Consider the following 15,455-nt stretch of genomic DNA (forward strand, 5'->3'; position numbering starts at 1 on the left):
TCAGGGATTCAAAAGCCTCGCACTATCAGAATCTCGCTGCTCGGTAGCGAGATGGTGGAGGAACTGGCTGAGCGTTGCTGAGATGCCGGAAGTGCCGCTCAGCAAAGGGCCTGATGAAAGAGGCGGGCTTCTGCCGTGCCAGCTCATGGAACACCTCACCAAGGTGCTTGCGTATCCTTCCGAAAATCATTTTCTTACGCTTTTTAGGTATAAAACAACATGATACCTGCAATTCCATGTCGTATGGGAAAGACTCTGGTACTCTCTCATTGGGAACATCCTATCTCTTGGCCGAGATTGGAGGCTCCCTGTGACCGCATCACACGGTCAAACCTCGGGTAGTCCCCCGGCAAAGCCGGGGGATTACCTTATTTATTTAAAAAATTGCAAGCTTTTCTCTCGGTATTTTTTAAGCTTTTTAACATGTTTTTCTGCTGGTCTGGCTGTTTTTAGTGCCTTTGAATAATTTTTTGATGGGAATTTAGTAGATCTTCCTCTACCAATCACCACTCTACTGGAACCACCATGTGCGGAATTGTCGGCGCCGTGAGCGCAACGGAATGTACTCCCTTTCTTATCACGGGCCTGAGAACCTTGGAATACCGCGGCTATGACTCGGCGGGGCTGGCCTTGCTGGATGATTCCGGTGCGTTGCGGCGTGCCCGCGCCAAGGGCCGCGTTTCCGAGCTGGAGGTTCGGGTGGCGGAGCAGGGCGTGGCGGGCCGGGTGGGCATCGCCCATACCCGTTGGGCCACCCACGGCGTGCCGGCGGAGCGCAATGCGCACCCCCATGTCTCCGGGGGCGTGGCCGTGGTGCATAACGGCATCATCGAGAACTACGCCGAGCTGAAACAGCAGCTGCAGGGCCTGGGCTATGAGTTCACTTCGGATACCGATACCGAGACCATCGCCCACCTGGTGCAGGCGTGTCTGAAAGGCCAGATCGGTGAGGCGGCGGGGGATCTCTTCGCCGCGGTGCGCTGTGCCGTGGCGCACCTGGAGGGCGCCTACGCCCTGGCGGTGGTGCGGGAAGAAGAACCGGACTGCCTGATCGTGGCTCGGGAGGGCTCGCCGCTGATGCTGGGCGTGGGCGAGCAGGGCCACTATGCCGCCTCGGATGCCTCGGCGCTGCTTTCGGCCACCCGGAAGATGATCTACCTGGAAAACGGCCACGTGGGCCGCCTGACCCGGGAGGCCATCGAGCTGGTCGACGGCAAGGGCCAACCGGTCACCCGCGAGGTGGTCACCTCCAGCCTTTCGGCGGACGCGGTGGAGCTGGGTGAGTATCGCCACTACATGCAGAAGGAGATCTTCGAGCAGCCCCAGGCCCTGGGCAATACCTTGGAGATGCTGGGCGGGGCAGGGCGCCTGCAGCCGGGCATCTTCGGCGCCGAGGCTGAGGCCATTGTCGCCGAGGTGGATTCCGTGCTGATCTTGGCCTGCGGCACCTCCAGCTATGCGGGGATGACCGCCCGCTACTGGATCGAGCAGCTGGCGGGCCTGCCCTGTAACGTCGAGATCGCCAGCGAGTACCGCTACCGCCAATCCGTGGCCAACCCTCATCGGCAGCTGGTGGTGGTGATTTCGCAGTCCGGGGAAACCGCCGATACCCTGGCCGCGCTGCACCACGCCAAGGGCATGGGCCACCCCCACACCCTGGCCATCTGCAACGTGCCGGAGTCCGCCATCGTGCGCGAGACGGCGCTGCGCTTTATCACCCAGGCAGGCCCGGAGATCGGCGTGGCCTCCACCAAGGCCTTTACCACCCAGCTGGCCGTGCTCTTCCTGCTCACCCTGCTGCTGGCCAAGGCCAGGGGGCGCCTGGCGGATGATAGTGCCAATGATGGACTGGACGACTCGCCGGAGCAGGCCTTCCTCGCCGAGCTGCGCCACCTGCCGGTGGCGGTGGAGAAGGTGCTGGCCCTGGAGCCCAAGATCGAGGCCTGGGCTTCGCGGACAAGCAGCACGCGCTCTTCCTGGGTCGTGGGCACCACTACCCCATTGCCCTGGAGGGGGCGCTCAAGCTCAAGGAGATTTCCTATATCCACGCCGAGGCCTACCCGGCGGGGGAGCTCAAGCATGGCCCCCTGGCCCTGGTGGATGCCGAGATGCCGGTGGTGGTGATCGCCCCCAACGACGAGTTGCTGGCGAAGCTCAAGGCCAACATGCAGGAGGTCAGCGCCCGGGGCGGCGAGCTCTACGTCTTCGCCGACGGCTGCAGCCGGGTGGAGGCAAGCGACGGCATCAATGTGCTCACCATGCCGGAACACTACGGCCTGCTCAGCCCGGTGCTGCACGTGGTGGCCCAGCAGCTGCTGGCCTATCACGTGGCGCTGGTGAAGGGCACCGATGTGGACAAGCCGAGGAATCTCGCCAAGAGCGTGACGGTGGAGTAGCACGGTTGGGCCGGGTTTGTTCTAGCGGCACGCTTCAGCGAGTGAACCGCTGTGCAGCAGTGGAAGGTGGTAGTGCGGGTGTGGACATTGCCGATGAGGGGGGCATTGTCGGTGTGCTTGATGGTGCCTTCGCTCGGCAAGCGAGTTCCTATAGGGTGAGATCTCGCCAAAGTGCATTGAGCTTTTTTGTGTCCCCATCAGGGGTAAGAATGGAGCACCTAGTATGGTGCTCGAAGTGTATAAGAAAAGGGGAAGAAAGTTGAACGTAAAAAAATTAAATATCAAGAGCGCAGGGAAATCACTGACGCTGGCCGGCATGGCCGTGACAGTTATTGATCTTTTACAACCATTGGCAGTGTTTTCAGCATATGCCATCATTATCTCACTGATGGCTGTTGCCGTCCTTTGGATTATCAAGAAAAAGGCTGCGAGCTGGCACGAGGACTGGGTGGCTGGTCTTTATTTCTTTAGTGGCGTGCTGGTGCTTTCATGTGTCGTCTATTTCTATCAAGTCCAAGATGTTGAGGCAGAAGATAAGGGTGTGCTTGCCTCAAGCTTTACAGTGGTAAATAATCTTCAGCAATCACTTGGGCTTGTTAATGAACGGTTGGAAAGTATAGACTCGGGTGTTGCTATCATATCGAAGAATATAGTAAATGTAAAAAAGGAGGTGAGCTCTGATCCAAGGAAGGAGCTAGCTAATATGGGGGTTTCCTGGAGCTTCGATAATTTTTACGAGTCTATCTATAATCACGACATGAAAGTTGTTGAGCTTTTTTTGAGTGGCGGCATGAAACTTAAAAGTTCGCATTTTTCTCGCTATGTTCACGATGATTTTTCAGAAGATACCTCGGAGCTTTTGGTGAGATTCGAGGGGGTTGAGAACAGCGATGGTTGCCCGACACGTAGCTTTGAACATCTTGGTTTTTATGGGTTTAAGCCCTACTATGTTGCAGCTAAAGATGAGGATAGGTTAAGGTTTGTCCGGCATGTTTGTGCAACAGATCAGTTTATCGAAATCTTGGATAAAAAGATTGAAGAAGAGAGTGTGAAGATACAGGAGGTGGTTGATTACAATAGCTCTATTGATGAAAATATTGAGCGTTGCGTGAGGGGGCTTGAAAGCAAGCCTAAAAAGTACTTCTTGGATAGCGCTCCAAAGTTCAGCATGTTTGGCGATAATGAAGGCTTGAGCCCACGTGAGGCTTCAGTTGTAGGAAATATTTATGTTGCATTGCTGTCTGGTGATCCAGATTACAGGCGTGACCCTTTTGGTTATGTAGATGTGGCTATAAATAAAGCCTGCATTGATATATTCCAGGAGCGGGAAGTTGATTCAAATGAGCTTAAAAAACTCAAAGAAGTTAAAGAGATTCTTGTTGGTGCCTGACCATAGCCAGTGAGCTTTACGTCGTTGATAACGGCAGTGCCAGTGTTGCGGGAGGAAAGTAGTGGGAGCGAACTTCAGTTCGCGAATGGTGGGGCCACTCAAGGCTTGGGCAACACCGCCTTCGCGCAGCAAGCTGCGCTCCCACGGCAAGCTGCGCTCCTGCTATCACCCGCTGGATAAGGACATTGCGTGCACCTGCTGATTCCGGTCTTCTTCAATGCTCCCCAGGGTGGCCTGCACGAGAATGTGCGGGCCACCGTGCTGTTCATGCTGGTGCGGCGGCACCGGGTCACGGTGGTGTGTCGCCCGGGGCCCTTCGCCGAGCAGATGCGCGAGCACGGGGCGGGGGTGATCGCGACCGACTACGCGGAGGGCTCCTTCGCCGCGGCGATGGCGAAAATCCGTGCGCTGCATGAGCGTGCGCCCATCGATCTGGTGCATGCGCATCCGTTCATGGCCCGTCGGTTGGGGATGATCGCCGCCCGGGTGCTGGGGCTGCCTTGCGTGGTGACCATGCACGGCAAGTACCTGGATTCGCTGCCCCGGACCATCGCGCAGCTGGATGCGGTGTTCACGGTCTCCGAGGGGATTCGCCACTACCTGCTGACCGAGGGGGAGGTGGGCCAACCGGAGAAGCTTCAGGTGGTGCCCAACACGCCGGATGCGCGGCTGTTCAAGGCGGTGAAGGTGGCGCCGCCTGAAGAGGCCGAGGGGCGGGTGGTGGTATCGCTGGTGACCCGGCTGGACCTGGACAAGGCCTTTATCCTGGATATCTTCTACCAGGCGGTGGCACATGCCGCCGAGCGCTACCCCGGGCGCATCCACTGGCAGGTGGTGGGCCAGGGCAAGCTGTGGGAGGCCTTTGCCGAGCGGGTGGAGGCGCTGCGCGGCGAGAACAGCGTGAGCTATACCGGCTGGCTGCAGGGCGAGGTGCTGCGCGACGCCTACTGCCGCAGCGCGGCGGTCATTGCCCCGGGGCGCTGTACCCTGGAGGCGATGAGCTGCGGCGTGCCGGCCATCGCCCTGGGCAGCAAGGGCTACAACGGCCTGGTGGACGGCGAGAACTGGCAGCAGGCGGTATTTACCAACTTCGGCGGCGTGGGTGAGAAACAGGCAGGCTACAAAGAGGGTTCGGTGGAGCGGGATCTCGACCGGCTGATGCGCTCCCGCGCCGAACGCCGTCGGCTGGGCCGCTTTGGCCGCCAGGTGGTGCGCCAGTGCTTCAACGCCCGCGAGATGCATCAGCGGTTGCTGGGCTTCTATCGTCTGGCGGTGGCGGCGTACAAGACCGCCCCGCGCCCGCAGGTGGCGGAGGCGGAGTTCCTCGAGCTGCGCCTGCGCGGGCTCAACCAGCGCCAGCTGAGCCCGGACCGGTTGGCCGTTCGCCTGGAGTGCGAGCACGCCGAGGAACTGCAGTTCGCCTGGTACCTGCTGCGCGACGGCGAGGTGATCGAGAAGCTGGGCTATGGCCCCGAGCCGCACCGCGAGATTCCTCTTCCCGGCCCGGGGCGCTATCGGGTGCGCTGCTATATCAAGGATGGAGAAGGGCGCAAGATCGCCTTTCTCAGCCCGGAGGTGGCGGGGCCGGACGAGTCAACCAGCGATAGCGTTACATCTGGAGCCTGAGACCACTATGCCCAAGACCTTTCTGATCACTGGTGGCGCCGGCTTCATCGGCTCCGCGGTGGTGCGCGAGCTGATCGCCAACACCGACCATAGTGTGGTCAACGTCGACAAGCTCACCTATGCCGGCAACCTGGAGTCGTTGGAGGAGGTGGCCGATAGTCCACGCTACGCCTTTATCCACGCCGATATCTGCGACGCGCCGGCCATGCATCGAGCCTTCGCCGAGCATCGGCCGGATGTGGTGATGCACCTGGCCGCGGAGAGCCATGTGGATCGCTCCATCGACGCCCCCGCCGAGTTTATCCAGACCAACGTGGTGGGCACCTCGGTGCTGCTGGAGGCCGCTCGCGGCTACTGGAAAGCGCTGCAGGAGAGCGATCCCGAGAAGGCCGCCGGCTTCCGCTTCCATCATGTCTCGACGGATGAAGTGTATGGGGATCTGGGCGAATGTGAGGAGAGAGGTGTGAGGAGTGAGGGGCAAAGCGGAGAGGAGAAACCCCTCGCCAGCGAAGCGCTCACCCCTCACACCTCACAAGCGCGTAGCGCGCTTACAAGCCCGCAGGGCGCTCACAAGCCCGCAGGGCGCTCACTCTTCACCGAGGAAACCCCCTACGCCCCAAGCTCCCCATATTCCGCCAGCAAGGCCGGCTCCGACTACCTGGTACGCGCCTGGCAACGAACTTTCGGTCTGCCCACGCTGCTTACCAATTGCTCCAATAACTACGGGCCCTACCAGTTCCCCGAGAAGCTGATTCCGCTGATGATCCTCAACGCCCTGGCCGGCAAGCCGCTGCCGGTCTACGGCGACGGCCAGCAGGTCCGGGACTGGCTCTACGTGGAAGACCATGCTCGTGCTCTGATCAAGGTGGCCACCGAGGGTCGGGTAGGGGAGACCTACAATATCGGTGGCCACAACGAGAAGGCCAACCTCGAGGTGGTGGAGGCGATCTGCGAGATTCTGGACGAGCTGGTGCTGGATGAGGGGAGAGGAGTGAGGAGTGAGGAGAATAACCCCTCACAAGCGAAGCGCTTACCCCTCACCCCTCACCGGGAACTAATCACCTTCGTCGCCGACCGCCCCGGTCACGACCGGCGCTATGCCATCGACGCCGGCAAGATCGAGCGCGAGCTGGGCTGGGTGCCCCAGGAGACCTTCGAGACCGGCCTGCGCAAGACGGTGGAGTGGTACCTCGACAACCGCGAGTGGTGGTAGCGCGTGCTGGATGGCAGCTACCAGGGGGAGCGGTTGGGATGAAGATCCTGATAACAGGCGGTAGCGGCCAGGTCGGCTTCGAGCTGCAGCGCCAGCTGTGCCTGCTGGGCAGGGTGCTGGCCCCCACGCGCCAGGAGCTCGATCTCGCCGACGCCGATGCGGTAGTGCAGTGGCTGGCTCAGCATCAGCCGGAGTTGATCGTCAATGCAGCGGCCTATACCGCGGTGGACAGGGCCGAGGAGGAGCCTGTGCTGGCGCGGCGGCTCAACGCCGAGCTGCCCGCCCAGCTGGCCGCATATAGTGCGAGCCGAGGCCAGTGGCTGGTGCACTACTCCAGCGATTACGTCTATCCCGGTAGCGGTGAAACGCCCTGGCAGGAGCAGGACGACACCGGCCCGCTCAACGTGTATGGCCACACCAAGGTTGAGGGGGACGAGGCGGTGCAGGCTAGCGGTTGTGCGCACCTGATCTTCCGCACCAGCTGGGTCTACAGCGCGCGCGGCCACAACTTCATGAAGACCATGCTGCGTCTGGGCCGTGAGCGCGATGCACTGAAGGTGGTCAGCGACCAGGTCGGCGCCCCCACCCCGGCTCGGCTGATCGCCCAGGTGACGGCACTGGCCCTGCATCGACTCTCCCTCACGCCTCACGCCTCGGCCCCAAACCCTTGCATCCCCCCGGGGATCTACCACCTGGCCCCGCGCGGTGAAACCAGCTGGCATGGCTTTGCCCGCGAGATCTTCCGGCAGCTGCGTGAGCAGGGAGAGCCGCTGGCAATTTCTCCCGCTGGCGTGGCACCCATTTCCAGCGCCGAGTATCCTGTGCCCGCAGCGAGGCCGCTGAACTCGCGGCTGGCACTGACCCGGCTGGAACAGGCGTTGGGGCTGCGTATGCCTGAATGGCAGGAGCAGCTGTCACTGACCCTGGCCGAGGTGCTGGCCAGCTAGCAGGAATACGCCTGGGTGCTGTCTGCCTGTCGGCCCAAAGGATGAACAGGGGAGTGTTCGCATGGAGCGAAAGGGTATTGTGCTGGCAGGAGGCTCTGGGTCTCGGCTCTATCCGCTTACGCTGGGGATCTCGAAGCACCTGCTGCCTGTCTACGACAAGCCGATGATCTATTACCCGCTTTCGGTGCTGATGCTGGCCGGGATTCGCGAGATCCTGATCATCACCACGCCGGAGGATCTGCCCCTCTTTCAGCGGCTGTTGGGTAACGGTGACGCCTTCGGTGTTCGCCTGGAGTATGCCGTTCAACCCAGCCCCAAGGGCCTGGCCCAGGCCTTTCTTATCGGCGAGGCGTTCCTCGGTGACTCGCCCGTTTGCCTGGTGCTGGGGGATAACCTCTTTCATGGCCAGCACTTCACTGGTCAGCTGAGGCAGGCGGCTGCCCAGCCCAGCGGTGCGACGGTGTTCGGCCACTATGTGAACGATCCTCGGCGCTTCGGGGTGGTGGAGTTTGATGAGTCCGGGCGCGCGGTGTCGATCGAGGAAAAACCGGCTCAGCCTCGCTCGCACCATGCCGTTACGGGGCTCTACTTCTACGACAATCGCATCGTCTCGCTGGCCCGAGAGGTTACGCCCTCGGCCCGTGGCGAGCTGGAGATCACCAGCCTGAACAACGCCTACCTGCAGATGGGGGAGCTGGAGGTGGCTAGCCTGGGGCGGGGCTTCGTGTGGCTGGATACCGGTACCCATGACAGCTTGCTCGAGGCGAGCCAGTACGTTCAGGCGATCGAGCATCGCCAGGGGCTCAAGATTGCCTGCCTGGAGGAGATCGCCTGGCAGCAGGGATGGATAACCCTCGACAGCCTGGCGGCACGCGGGCGGACGTTCCACAACACCGACTATGGCCGCTACTTGTTAAATGTGGCCGACAATGCCAGTCGATACGGTGCCAACCGATAAGGAGAAGGGAGTTGCCGATGCAGGTCGTTGCCCTGGATATACCCGATGTGAAGTTGCTGACGCCCGACGTCTTCGGTGATGCGCGTGGCTTCTTCATGGAAAGCTATAATCGGCGCACCTTCGCCGAGGTCATCGGCGAAGAGGTCTCCTTCGTTCAGGACAACCATTCCCGCTCCGCGCAGGGAGTGCTGCGCGGCTTGCATTACCAGGTCCAGCAGCCCCAGGGCAAGCTGCTGAGGGTACTGCAGGGCGAGATCCTCGATGTGGCGGTGGACCTTCGCCGCGAATCTCCCGACTTCGGCCGCTGGGTGAGTGTGCTGTTGGACGCCGAGGCCCATCAACAGCTGTGGGTACCGCCGGGGTTTGCCCATGGTTTCGTGGTGTTGAGCGACAGTGCCGATGTGTTCTACAAGACCACCGACTACTATGCGCCCCAGCATGAGCGGGCCATCCGCTGGGATGATGCCGTGCTGGGCATCGACTGGCGGCGTGAGCTATGGCAATGGGGAGGCGAGCCACTGCTGTCGCCGCGCGATGCCGCCGCGCCTTCTTTTCACGAACAGACCAACTGAACCGTTCTGATGCCTCAATCCTTGATGACCGATACCGCCATTGAGCGGCGTGTTTCCGAGCAGGTGCTGATTCCTCAGCTGTCGCTGCAGTCGATGTTCTGGCGGCCCAAGTTCACCGACGACTCTGCATGGTACCCACATGTGCCGGTGGCCTTCTGGCTGATCGAGGCTCACCACCCCCAGCGAGTCGTGGAACTGGGGTGTGATGAGCCGGTGGCGTATTTCGCGTTCTGTCAGGCGCTGGAGCGCCTTAACCCGCTGTGTGAAAGCCTGGCCTTTACCACCCAGCCGCCACGACGGGCCTGGCTCGACTATAACGACGCCCAGTATCAGGAATTCTCTTCACTGCAGCAGGCTACCGAACAGCAGGCCTTGCAGGCCCTGGATGACGGCGATGTTGACCTGATGCATGTCTCGCCGAGTGCCGCCGCCGCGGTGCTGGAGAACTGGGAGGCGTGGGAGCGCAAGCTGTCTCCCTCTGGGCTGGTGGTCATCAGCGAGGCCCAGGGCCGTACGGGGAGTCACCATGGCGCGGAGCTCTATCGCTATCTCAAGGGGTATTTTCCGCATTTCCTGTTTGCGCAAGGCGCTGGTCTTGGCATCGTGGCCGTCGGCGATCAACAGTCCGACGTCGTGTCGCGACTGCTGGCGTTCTCTCCACGCGACCCTTCTGCGCGGCTGATTCAACAGGTCTTTTCGCGCCTCGGGTTGGCCTGTGCCCCTGTCTCGGCCGGCGATTCGCCCGCCGCGGGCAGGCCGAGTGCAGAGCTCGCCCAGGCGATCGCCGAGCGAGATGAGCGCATCGGGGAGTTGGCAACCCTCACCCAGCTGCTTGAAAGCGCCGAACGGCGTGAACAGCAAGAGCGTCAGCAGCGTGAACAGGTAGAGCAGGCGAGGGCGCGTGCAGCCGAGGAGCGCCGGCTCCTGGAGCGGGCTCACGCCGAGCTCGAAACCCAGCTGAAGGCGGTGTCCGCCGAGCTGGCGGCCCTGAAGCAGGGGGCTGACAAGGCCCGAGCCGACCAGCAAGCGGAAGTGAAGGCGCTCAAGGCATCTCTGGATCAACGCAGCCAGGAAGTCGCTGAGCAGCAGGCAAAGCGGGAGCGAGCCGAGGCGCGACTGACAACGCTTGAGACTGAGCTCGGGAAGGAACGCGCCGCCAGGCAGGAGGTCGAGCGGGCTGCCGCGGTCGAGCGTGAGCAGGCGGAGCATCGCCTGACGGCACTGCGTGAGCGTGCCGACCAGCTGGGAGCCCAGAACAGTTACCTGCAGGCTGAGCAGGCGCAACGCTTCGATGAGATCGCGCAACTGACAAGGATGCTGGAGGAGCGCCCTCCCGAGGTGCATGACGAGGTCAAGGCGGAGCCTGACGCCAGGCAACCCCAGGTAGCTGAAGCGCCGGTTGCTTCCGGGGAGGCAAGGAAGCCGCGCCTGGTGGAACGCTTCGTCATGCGTGGCAAGGATGCCCGCAAGCTCAAGCGCCAAGCCCAACTGGTGCAGGGCTCCGGGCTGTTCGATGCCGAGTGGTACCTGGCGACATATTCCGACGTTCGAGAGGCTGGAATGCCGCCCCTGGAGCACTTCCTGCGCTTCGGTGGCCAGGAGGGAAGGTCGCCCGGGCCGAACTTCGATAGCCACTGGTACCTGACCGAGTACCTGGATGTCGCCGAGTCAGGCATGAACCCGTTGTTGCACTATCTGAAGTTTGGCCGCTCCGAGCAGCGGTTGCCGGTGCCGGGAGGCGTGCGCTGAGACCTCGGGAACCGCTGCAACGCTCCCGTTGGGGGAGTTTAAGCCGGCGACTGGTGGCGAGGCTTGGCCTAGCGAAGAAGTCGTCTGAAGGCCCTCCGCCCTGGTTCGATGGGAATTGGTATCTGGCCGAGTACCCCGACGTAGCCGCCGCCGGAATGGACCCGTGGGTTCACTATTGTCGTCACGGTAAGGCGGAGGGACGCCTGCCGCGTCGCAACCGTGCCCTGGCCTGGGAGCACCACCTTTGGCGCGGTGGCGAGGCGGTGATGGCGCCGCGGCTGTTGGGGCTTGTCGAGAGCGGTGAGGCCACGCCGGAAGAGCAGGTCTACGCCCGTTGGGCGCTGGGACGCTGGCATGCCTTCAAGGGCGATTGGGCGCAGGTAGTGGCCTATCTGATGCCAGAGTGCCAGCCGGTGGCGATGTCCGGGCAGCCCGGCATGTTGCTGCTGGCCCTGGAGGCGCTTTGCCGGTTGGCCAAGGGTGAACCTGAAGTTCACTCCCACAGGGGGCTCGTGGGCCATGGTGTTGAGGAGGGGATCCAGAGGGTGCTGGCCGAGCTGAAGCAACGCTTCCCGCAACTGGCCGATACCGAGCTTGCCGAGGCCAATACCCTGAGCGTACAGCCACGGAGTGATAGGCAGCGGCTGGCCCTCTGCAATCGGATGTTCTCCCGGTTCGGCCTGATGCCCGTGAAGCTGCAAGATCCGGCATGCCCCCTCGGCCTGGACAACCTGGCGGTGGCATCCTTCACCCCTCACGCTTCACCCCTAGCGACTCAATCGCCTCCCCTCGTCTCGGTGATCGTGCCGCTCTACAACGCCGAGGCAACGATTGCCACGGCGCTGCACAGCCTGTTTGCTCAGACCTGGCGGCCACTGGAGATCATCGTGGTCGACGATGCCAGCGAGGATAACGGAGCTTTCGTGGTAGAGCGCTTCGCGGGTGAGTGCCCCGAGGGCCTGAGCCTGCGTCTGTTGCGGCATGGCGAGAACCGCGGTGCTTATGCGGCACGCAACGTCGGCCTGGCAGAGGCCCAGGGTGGGCTCATTACCACCCACGATAGTGATGACTGGTCGCATCCGGAGAAGCTGGCGCGCCAGGTTGAGGCACTGCTTGCGGCCCCGCAGGCGCTGGGGTGTCTGTCGCACTGGGTGCGTACCACGCCGTCGCTTTTCTTCCACCTCTGGCGAACCGAGCTGGAAGGCTGGACCTACCGCAATATCTCCTCGCTGATGTTCCGCCGCCGGGTATTCGATGCATTGGGTTTCTGGGACGATGTCACGGTCAATGCGGATACCGAATTCCACCAGCGGGTGTTGGCCGCCTTTGGTGATTCGGCAGTGGTTGATGTGCTGCCTGGCGTACCGCTGGCCTTTGGGCGAGCCGATGAGGGCTCGCTGAGTCAGCACAGCACGACCCATCTGATCACCCAGTTTGTCGGGGGGCGCCACGACTATATGGCCAGTGCGCGGCGCTGGCATGCGTCGGCTACCCACCCATCCGATCTCCACCTTCCCCGCCGGCCTGGCTATCGCCCCTTCGCGGCACCTGCCGCTATGTGCCGCCAGGCGCTGCCCGTGCGCTTCACTCATCCCATGGATGAGCTGCAGGCCTGTGGGCTGTTCGATCCTGGCTGGTATTGCCGTACCCATATCGACCTTCAGCATCACCGCATCGAGCCGCTGGTGCACTATTGGGAGGTCGGGGCATCCGAAGGGCGTGACCCCGGCCCGAGCTTCAGTACCTCGGGCTATCTGGCTCGCTACCCGGATGTGGCGGATTGGCTGGCGGAGAGTCGGCTCACTCCTCTCCATCATTTTGTGCGACATGGCCGCGAGCTGGGTCATGAGCCGCTCCCGGTCTTTGAAGGCCGGCAGCCGCACCGTGAGGGCAGGCCGACACTGCTGCTGGTGGGCCATGCCGCCGGGAAGGCCCTGTATGGCGCGGAACGTAGCCTGCTGGATCTGGCGCGTGGCCTCGAGCACCTGGAGCTGAATCTCGTGGTGGCCTTGCCGTCGGCGGTGAATGGTGACTACCTGCGCTCGCTTCAGGCGGTGTCGCTGGCCGTTGCCGTCTTGCCTTATGGGTGGTGGCAGAACGGCAAGGTGCCCGAACCGGCTACGGTTGGCCATTTTCACGACTTGATGCATCGCTTCCGGGTCGACCTGGTGCATGCCAATACCATGGTGCTGGATGAGCCCCTGGTTGCCGCACATGGGTTGGGAGTGCCGGCCCTGGTGCATGGTCGCGAGTTGCCCGAGCACGACCCGGCGCTTTGCGAGACGCTGAATGCCACACCGGAGCGCCTGCGCAGGCGGGTGCGGGAGAGCGCCACCGGGGTCATCGCCAACTCCCGGCATGTTGCGAAGTGGCTCGGTGATGGAGTGCCCACGGCAGTGGTCCCCAACACGATCGATATGTCGGCGCTGCTGGCGCTTTCTGAACCGACACTTGATGGAAGCCCCCCTGCAGTAGGCATGCTGAGCAGCAACCTGCCGAAGAAAGGGCTTGATGACCTGGAGGCGATGGCAGGTCATCTCGAGCCCCTGGTGCCCGACGCTCGGATCATGATCTTTGGGCCCCACACCCCTGCCGTGGAGGCGCTGCTGCAGCGGCAGGCGGTAGGCGAGGCGCCGCGTAATATTGAATATTGTGGCTATGTCGATGATCCTGCCCAGGCATTGGCTGAACTTGACGTTGTGGTGAACCTGTCGCGTTTTCAGGAATCCTTCGGGCGCACGGTGCTTGAGGCAATGACCGCGGCCAGGCCTGTTGTGGCATATGCCTGGGGCGCCTTGCCGGAATTGGTAGAACACGAGGTGACCGGATGGCTGGTGCCTTTCGGGGATCATGCTGCGGCTGCTCGAGCGGTGTCTGGTCTGCTTCTTGATCACGCTCTGGTGCGCAAGATGGGAGCGGCCGGTCGACAGCGAGCCATGGAGAGCTATGGTGCCAGAGCCTTTGCAGAGGCGCTGTGTGCTGCCTATGCGCCCTGGTGGCCAAACCGATAAGTGAGTTCAATGGAATGCAGTATCAATCTTTCCCAGGTGTAAAAGGCAGCTCGGATTCCCTACGGAAGCTGGCAGCGCTGAGGTTGCCCAGTCTGGCCGGCAAGCGGTGCCTGGATGTCGGCTGTAATGAGGGGTTCTTTGCCGGCTATGCGATTTTCGATGGTGCCGCGCGAGCCGTTGGTATCGACCGCTCGGCGGCTGCGATCCGCAAGGCCCAGCGCCGCTTCCCCGAGGCAGAGTTTATCCAGCAGAGCTGGGAGACATTGCCGGAGGGCGAGTATGAACTGATTACCCTGCTGTCGGCCTTGCACTATGCAGATGACCAGGAGGCCTTGATCCATCGCCTGATGGAGCAGCTTTCGGATGATGGCTTGCTGGTGCTGGAAATCAGCATGGCACCCCAGGCCGAGGATGCCTGGATCCAGGTGGAGCGCTCCATCGATCGGCGCTTCTTCCCGACTCGACGCAAGCTGGCCAGAGTGCTTGAGCCCTATGCCTGGAAGGTGATCGGTCACAGCGTGAACCAGCCCGGGGATCCCCTGCAGCGCTATGTGGTGCATGTGCGGAAGCTCAAACCCTGTGCCTATCTGCTGATGGGGCGTCCGGGGTCGGGCAAGTCCACCTTGGCTCGCAAGCTGTTCAAGAAAGCCAGGGTGCCGGTGATTTCGGGCGATGCCTTCTATCAGCAGGTTGCACAGGGCAAGCATGATGCCCCTGCGCCACTTCAGGAGCTGATCAGTGCTGACTTCTCGACGGCTAGTATAGATAGCACGACGCGCAAGGTGTTTGAAGCTGGACACGCTCGCGATATGGCAAGGCTGTGGAGTGCCTCCGTCGGCTATGAAGATTTCGCGCTGGATACCTATGTGCCCGAGGCCTTCCAGCCAGCGGTATGCGATGCCTTCGCCGAGGTAGGGTACTTCCCGGTGCGTATGGAGTGGGGCCTGGGTGAAGGGCTGATGCCGAGGCAGGATGCCGAGTACAGAGCCGATGCCTATGCACAGTATCTGGCCACCAAGCGTTTGCCCGAGATGCCGTTGGCCCGGGTCACACGGCTGGCTCGAGGTGATGCCGCACAGCAGCAGTTACGTTGGCACCTGGACTCTCCCGTGACGGGGGAGGAGTTAGAGGCCGGGGCACCGGTGATGCTGGCTGGCTGGATACTGACGTTGGATGGAGCAGGCGGTGAGGCGGAAGTCTATCTCGATTTGCCTGGAGGGCGAGAGGTGCAGGCGTTCAACAAGCCCAGGGAGGATGCCCTGAAGCATGTGTTCGGTACTGCCGAGTCGGTTCCCGTCTTGTGGCAAGAGCAGCCTTGTGGCTTTCGCATCGAGGTACCCGTTTCGTTGCTGACGGAAGGGGTGGAGATTGGCATCCTGCTGGATGGACAGCCCCTCCCTCTGGCGCGAGTTTCTCTGGAGATGCCTGATCAATCCGATACGTCGGGCATTGCCGGCAGGCTGTTCAAGAAACTGACATCCCGGCCTGGTTCATGAGTCCAAGCTACCCGACAAGGACCTTTCGTTCTCTGGCATGGCGGCTTGACCGTTACCTGCCAGGAGGCAAGGGCAACGGTGACCAGGACGCCTTGCC

General features: G+C 62.1%; 9 protein-coding genes and 2 pseudogenes. 10 read left to right on the plus strand and 1 reads right to left on the minus strand.

What is annotated here, in order from left to right; all coding sequences use genetic code 11:
• Positions 1-126: 126 nt before the first annotated feature.
• Positions 127-270, minus strand: a pseudogene (locus MKP05_RS16355) (transposase); the annotation flags it as partial.
• A gap of 255 nt (positions 271-525) precedes the next feature.
• Here MKP05_RS16355 and glmS point away from each other — a divergent pair.
• The 10 genes and pseudogenes from glmS to MKP05_RS16405 all read left to right on the plus strand — a co-directional run bounded on the left by glmS (position 526) and on the right by MKP05_RS16405 (position 15,358).
• Positions 526-2,396 (plus strand): annotated as a pseudogene (gene glmS / locus MKP05_RS16360) (glutamine--fructose-6-phosphate transaminase (isomerizing)).
• 223 nt (positions 2,397-2,619) lie between these two features.
• A complete protein-coding gene (locus MKP05_RS16365; RefSeq protein WP_240569287.1) occupies positions 2,620-3,786 on the plus strand; it encodes a DUF8607 domain-containing protein in 1,167 nt (388 codons plus the stop codon).
• Positions 3,787-3,975: 189 nt separating this feature from the next.
• Positions 3,976-5,412 carry a glycosyltransferase family 4 protein gene (locus tag MKP05_RS16370; RefSeq protein ID WP_240569288.1) on the plus strand — a complete coding sequence of 479 codons (1,437 nt, stop codon included), beginning with the start codon at positions 3,976-3,978 and terminating at the stop codon, positions 5,410-5,412.
• A gap of 7 nt (positions 5,413-5,419) precedes the next feature.
• A complete protein-coding gene (locus MKP05_RS16375; protein WP_240569289.1) occupies positions 5,420-6,625 on the plus strand; it encodes a dTDP-glucose 4,6-dehydratase in 1,206 nt (401 codons plus the stop codon).
• A gap of 38 nt (positions 6,626-6,663) precedes the next feature.
• Positions 6,664-7,572 (plus strand): dTDP-4-dehydrorhamnose reductase, encoded by a 909-nt coding sequence (gene rfbD / locus MKP05_RS16380; RefSeq protein WP_240569290.1) that lies wholly within the window; start codon positions 6,664-6,666, stop codon positions 7,570-7,572.
• Positions 7,573-7,633: 61 nt separating this feature from the next.
• Positions 7,634-8,530: a glucose-1-phosphate thymidylyltransferase RfbA gene (gene rfbA, locus MKP05_RS16385; protein WP_240569291.1), complete on the plus strand. Its 897-nt coding sequence runs from the start codon at positions 7,634-7,636 to the stop codon at positions 8,528-8,530.
• Positions 8,531-8,547: 17 nt separating this feature from the next.
• Complete coding sequence (gene rfbC, locus MKP05_RS16390; protein WP_240569292.1) at positions 8,548-9,102, plus strand: dTDP-4-dehydrorhamnose 3,5-epimerase; 555 nt, start codon at positions 8,548-8,550, stop codon at positions 9,100-9,102.
• A 24-nt stretch (positions 9,103-9,126) separates the two neighbouring features.
• On the plus strand, positions 9,127-10,851 hold the full coding sequence (locus MKP05_RS16395) for a class I SAM-dependent methyltransferase (protein WP_240569293.1): 1,725 nt from the start codon (positions 9,127-9,129) through the stop codon (positions 10,849-10,851).
• A 266-nt stretch (positions 10,852-11,117) separates the two neighbouring features.
• Positions 11,118-13,862, plus strand: a complete 2,745-nt coding sequence (locus MKP05_RS16400) for a glycosyltransferase (RefSeq protein ID WP_240569294.1) — start codon at positions 11,118-11,120, stop codon at positions 13,860-13,862.
• Between the two features lie 14 nt (positions 13,863-13,876).
• Positions 13,877-15,358 carry a class I SAM-dependent methyltransferase gene (locus tag MKP05_RS16405; RefSeq protein ID WP_240569295.1) on the plus strand — a complete coding sequence of 494 codons (1,482 nt, stop codon included), beginning with the start codon at positions 13,877-13,879 and terminating at the stop codon, positions 15,356-15,358.
• Positions 15,359-15,455 lie beyond the last annotated feature (97 nt).

This window comes from Halomonas flagellata (genome assembly GCF_022487945.1).
GTDB classification, from domain to species: domain Bacteria; phylum Pseudomonadota; class Gammaproteobacteria; order Pseudomonadales; family Halomonadaceae; genus Halomonas; species Halomonas flagellata.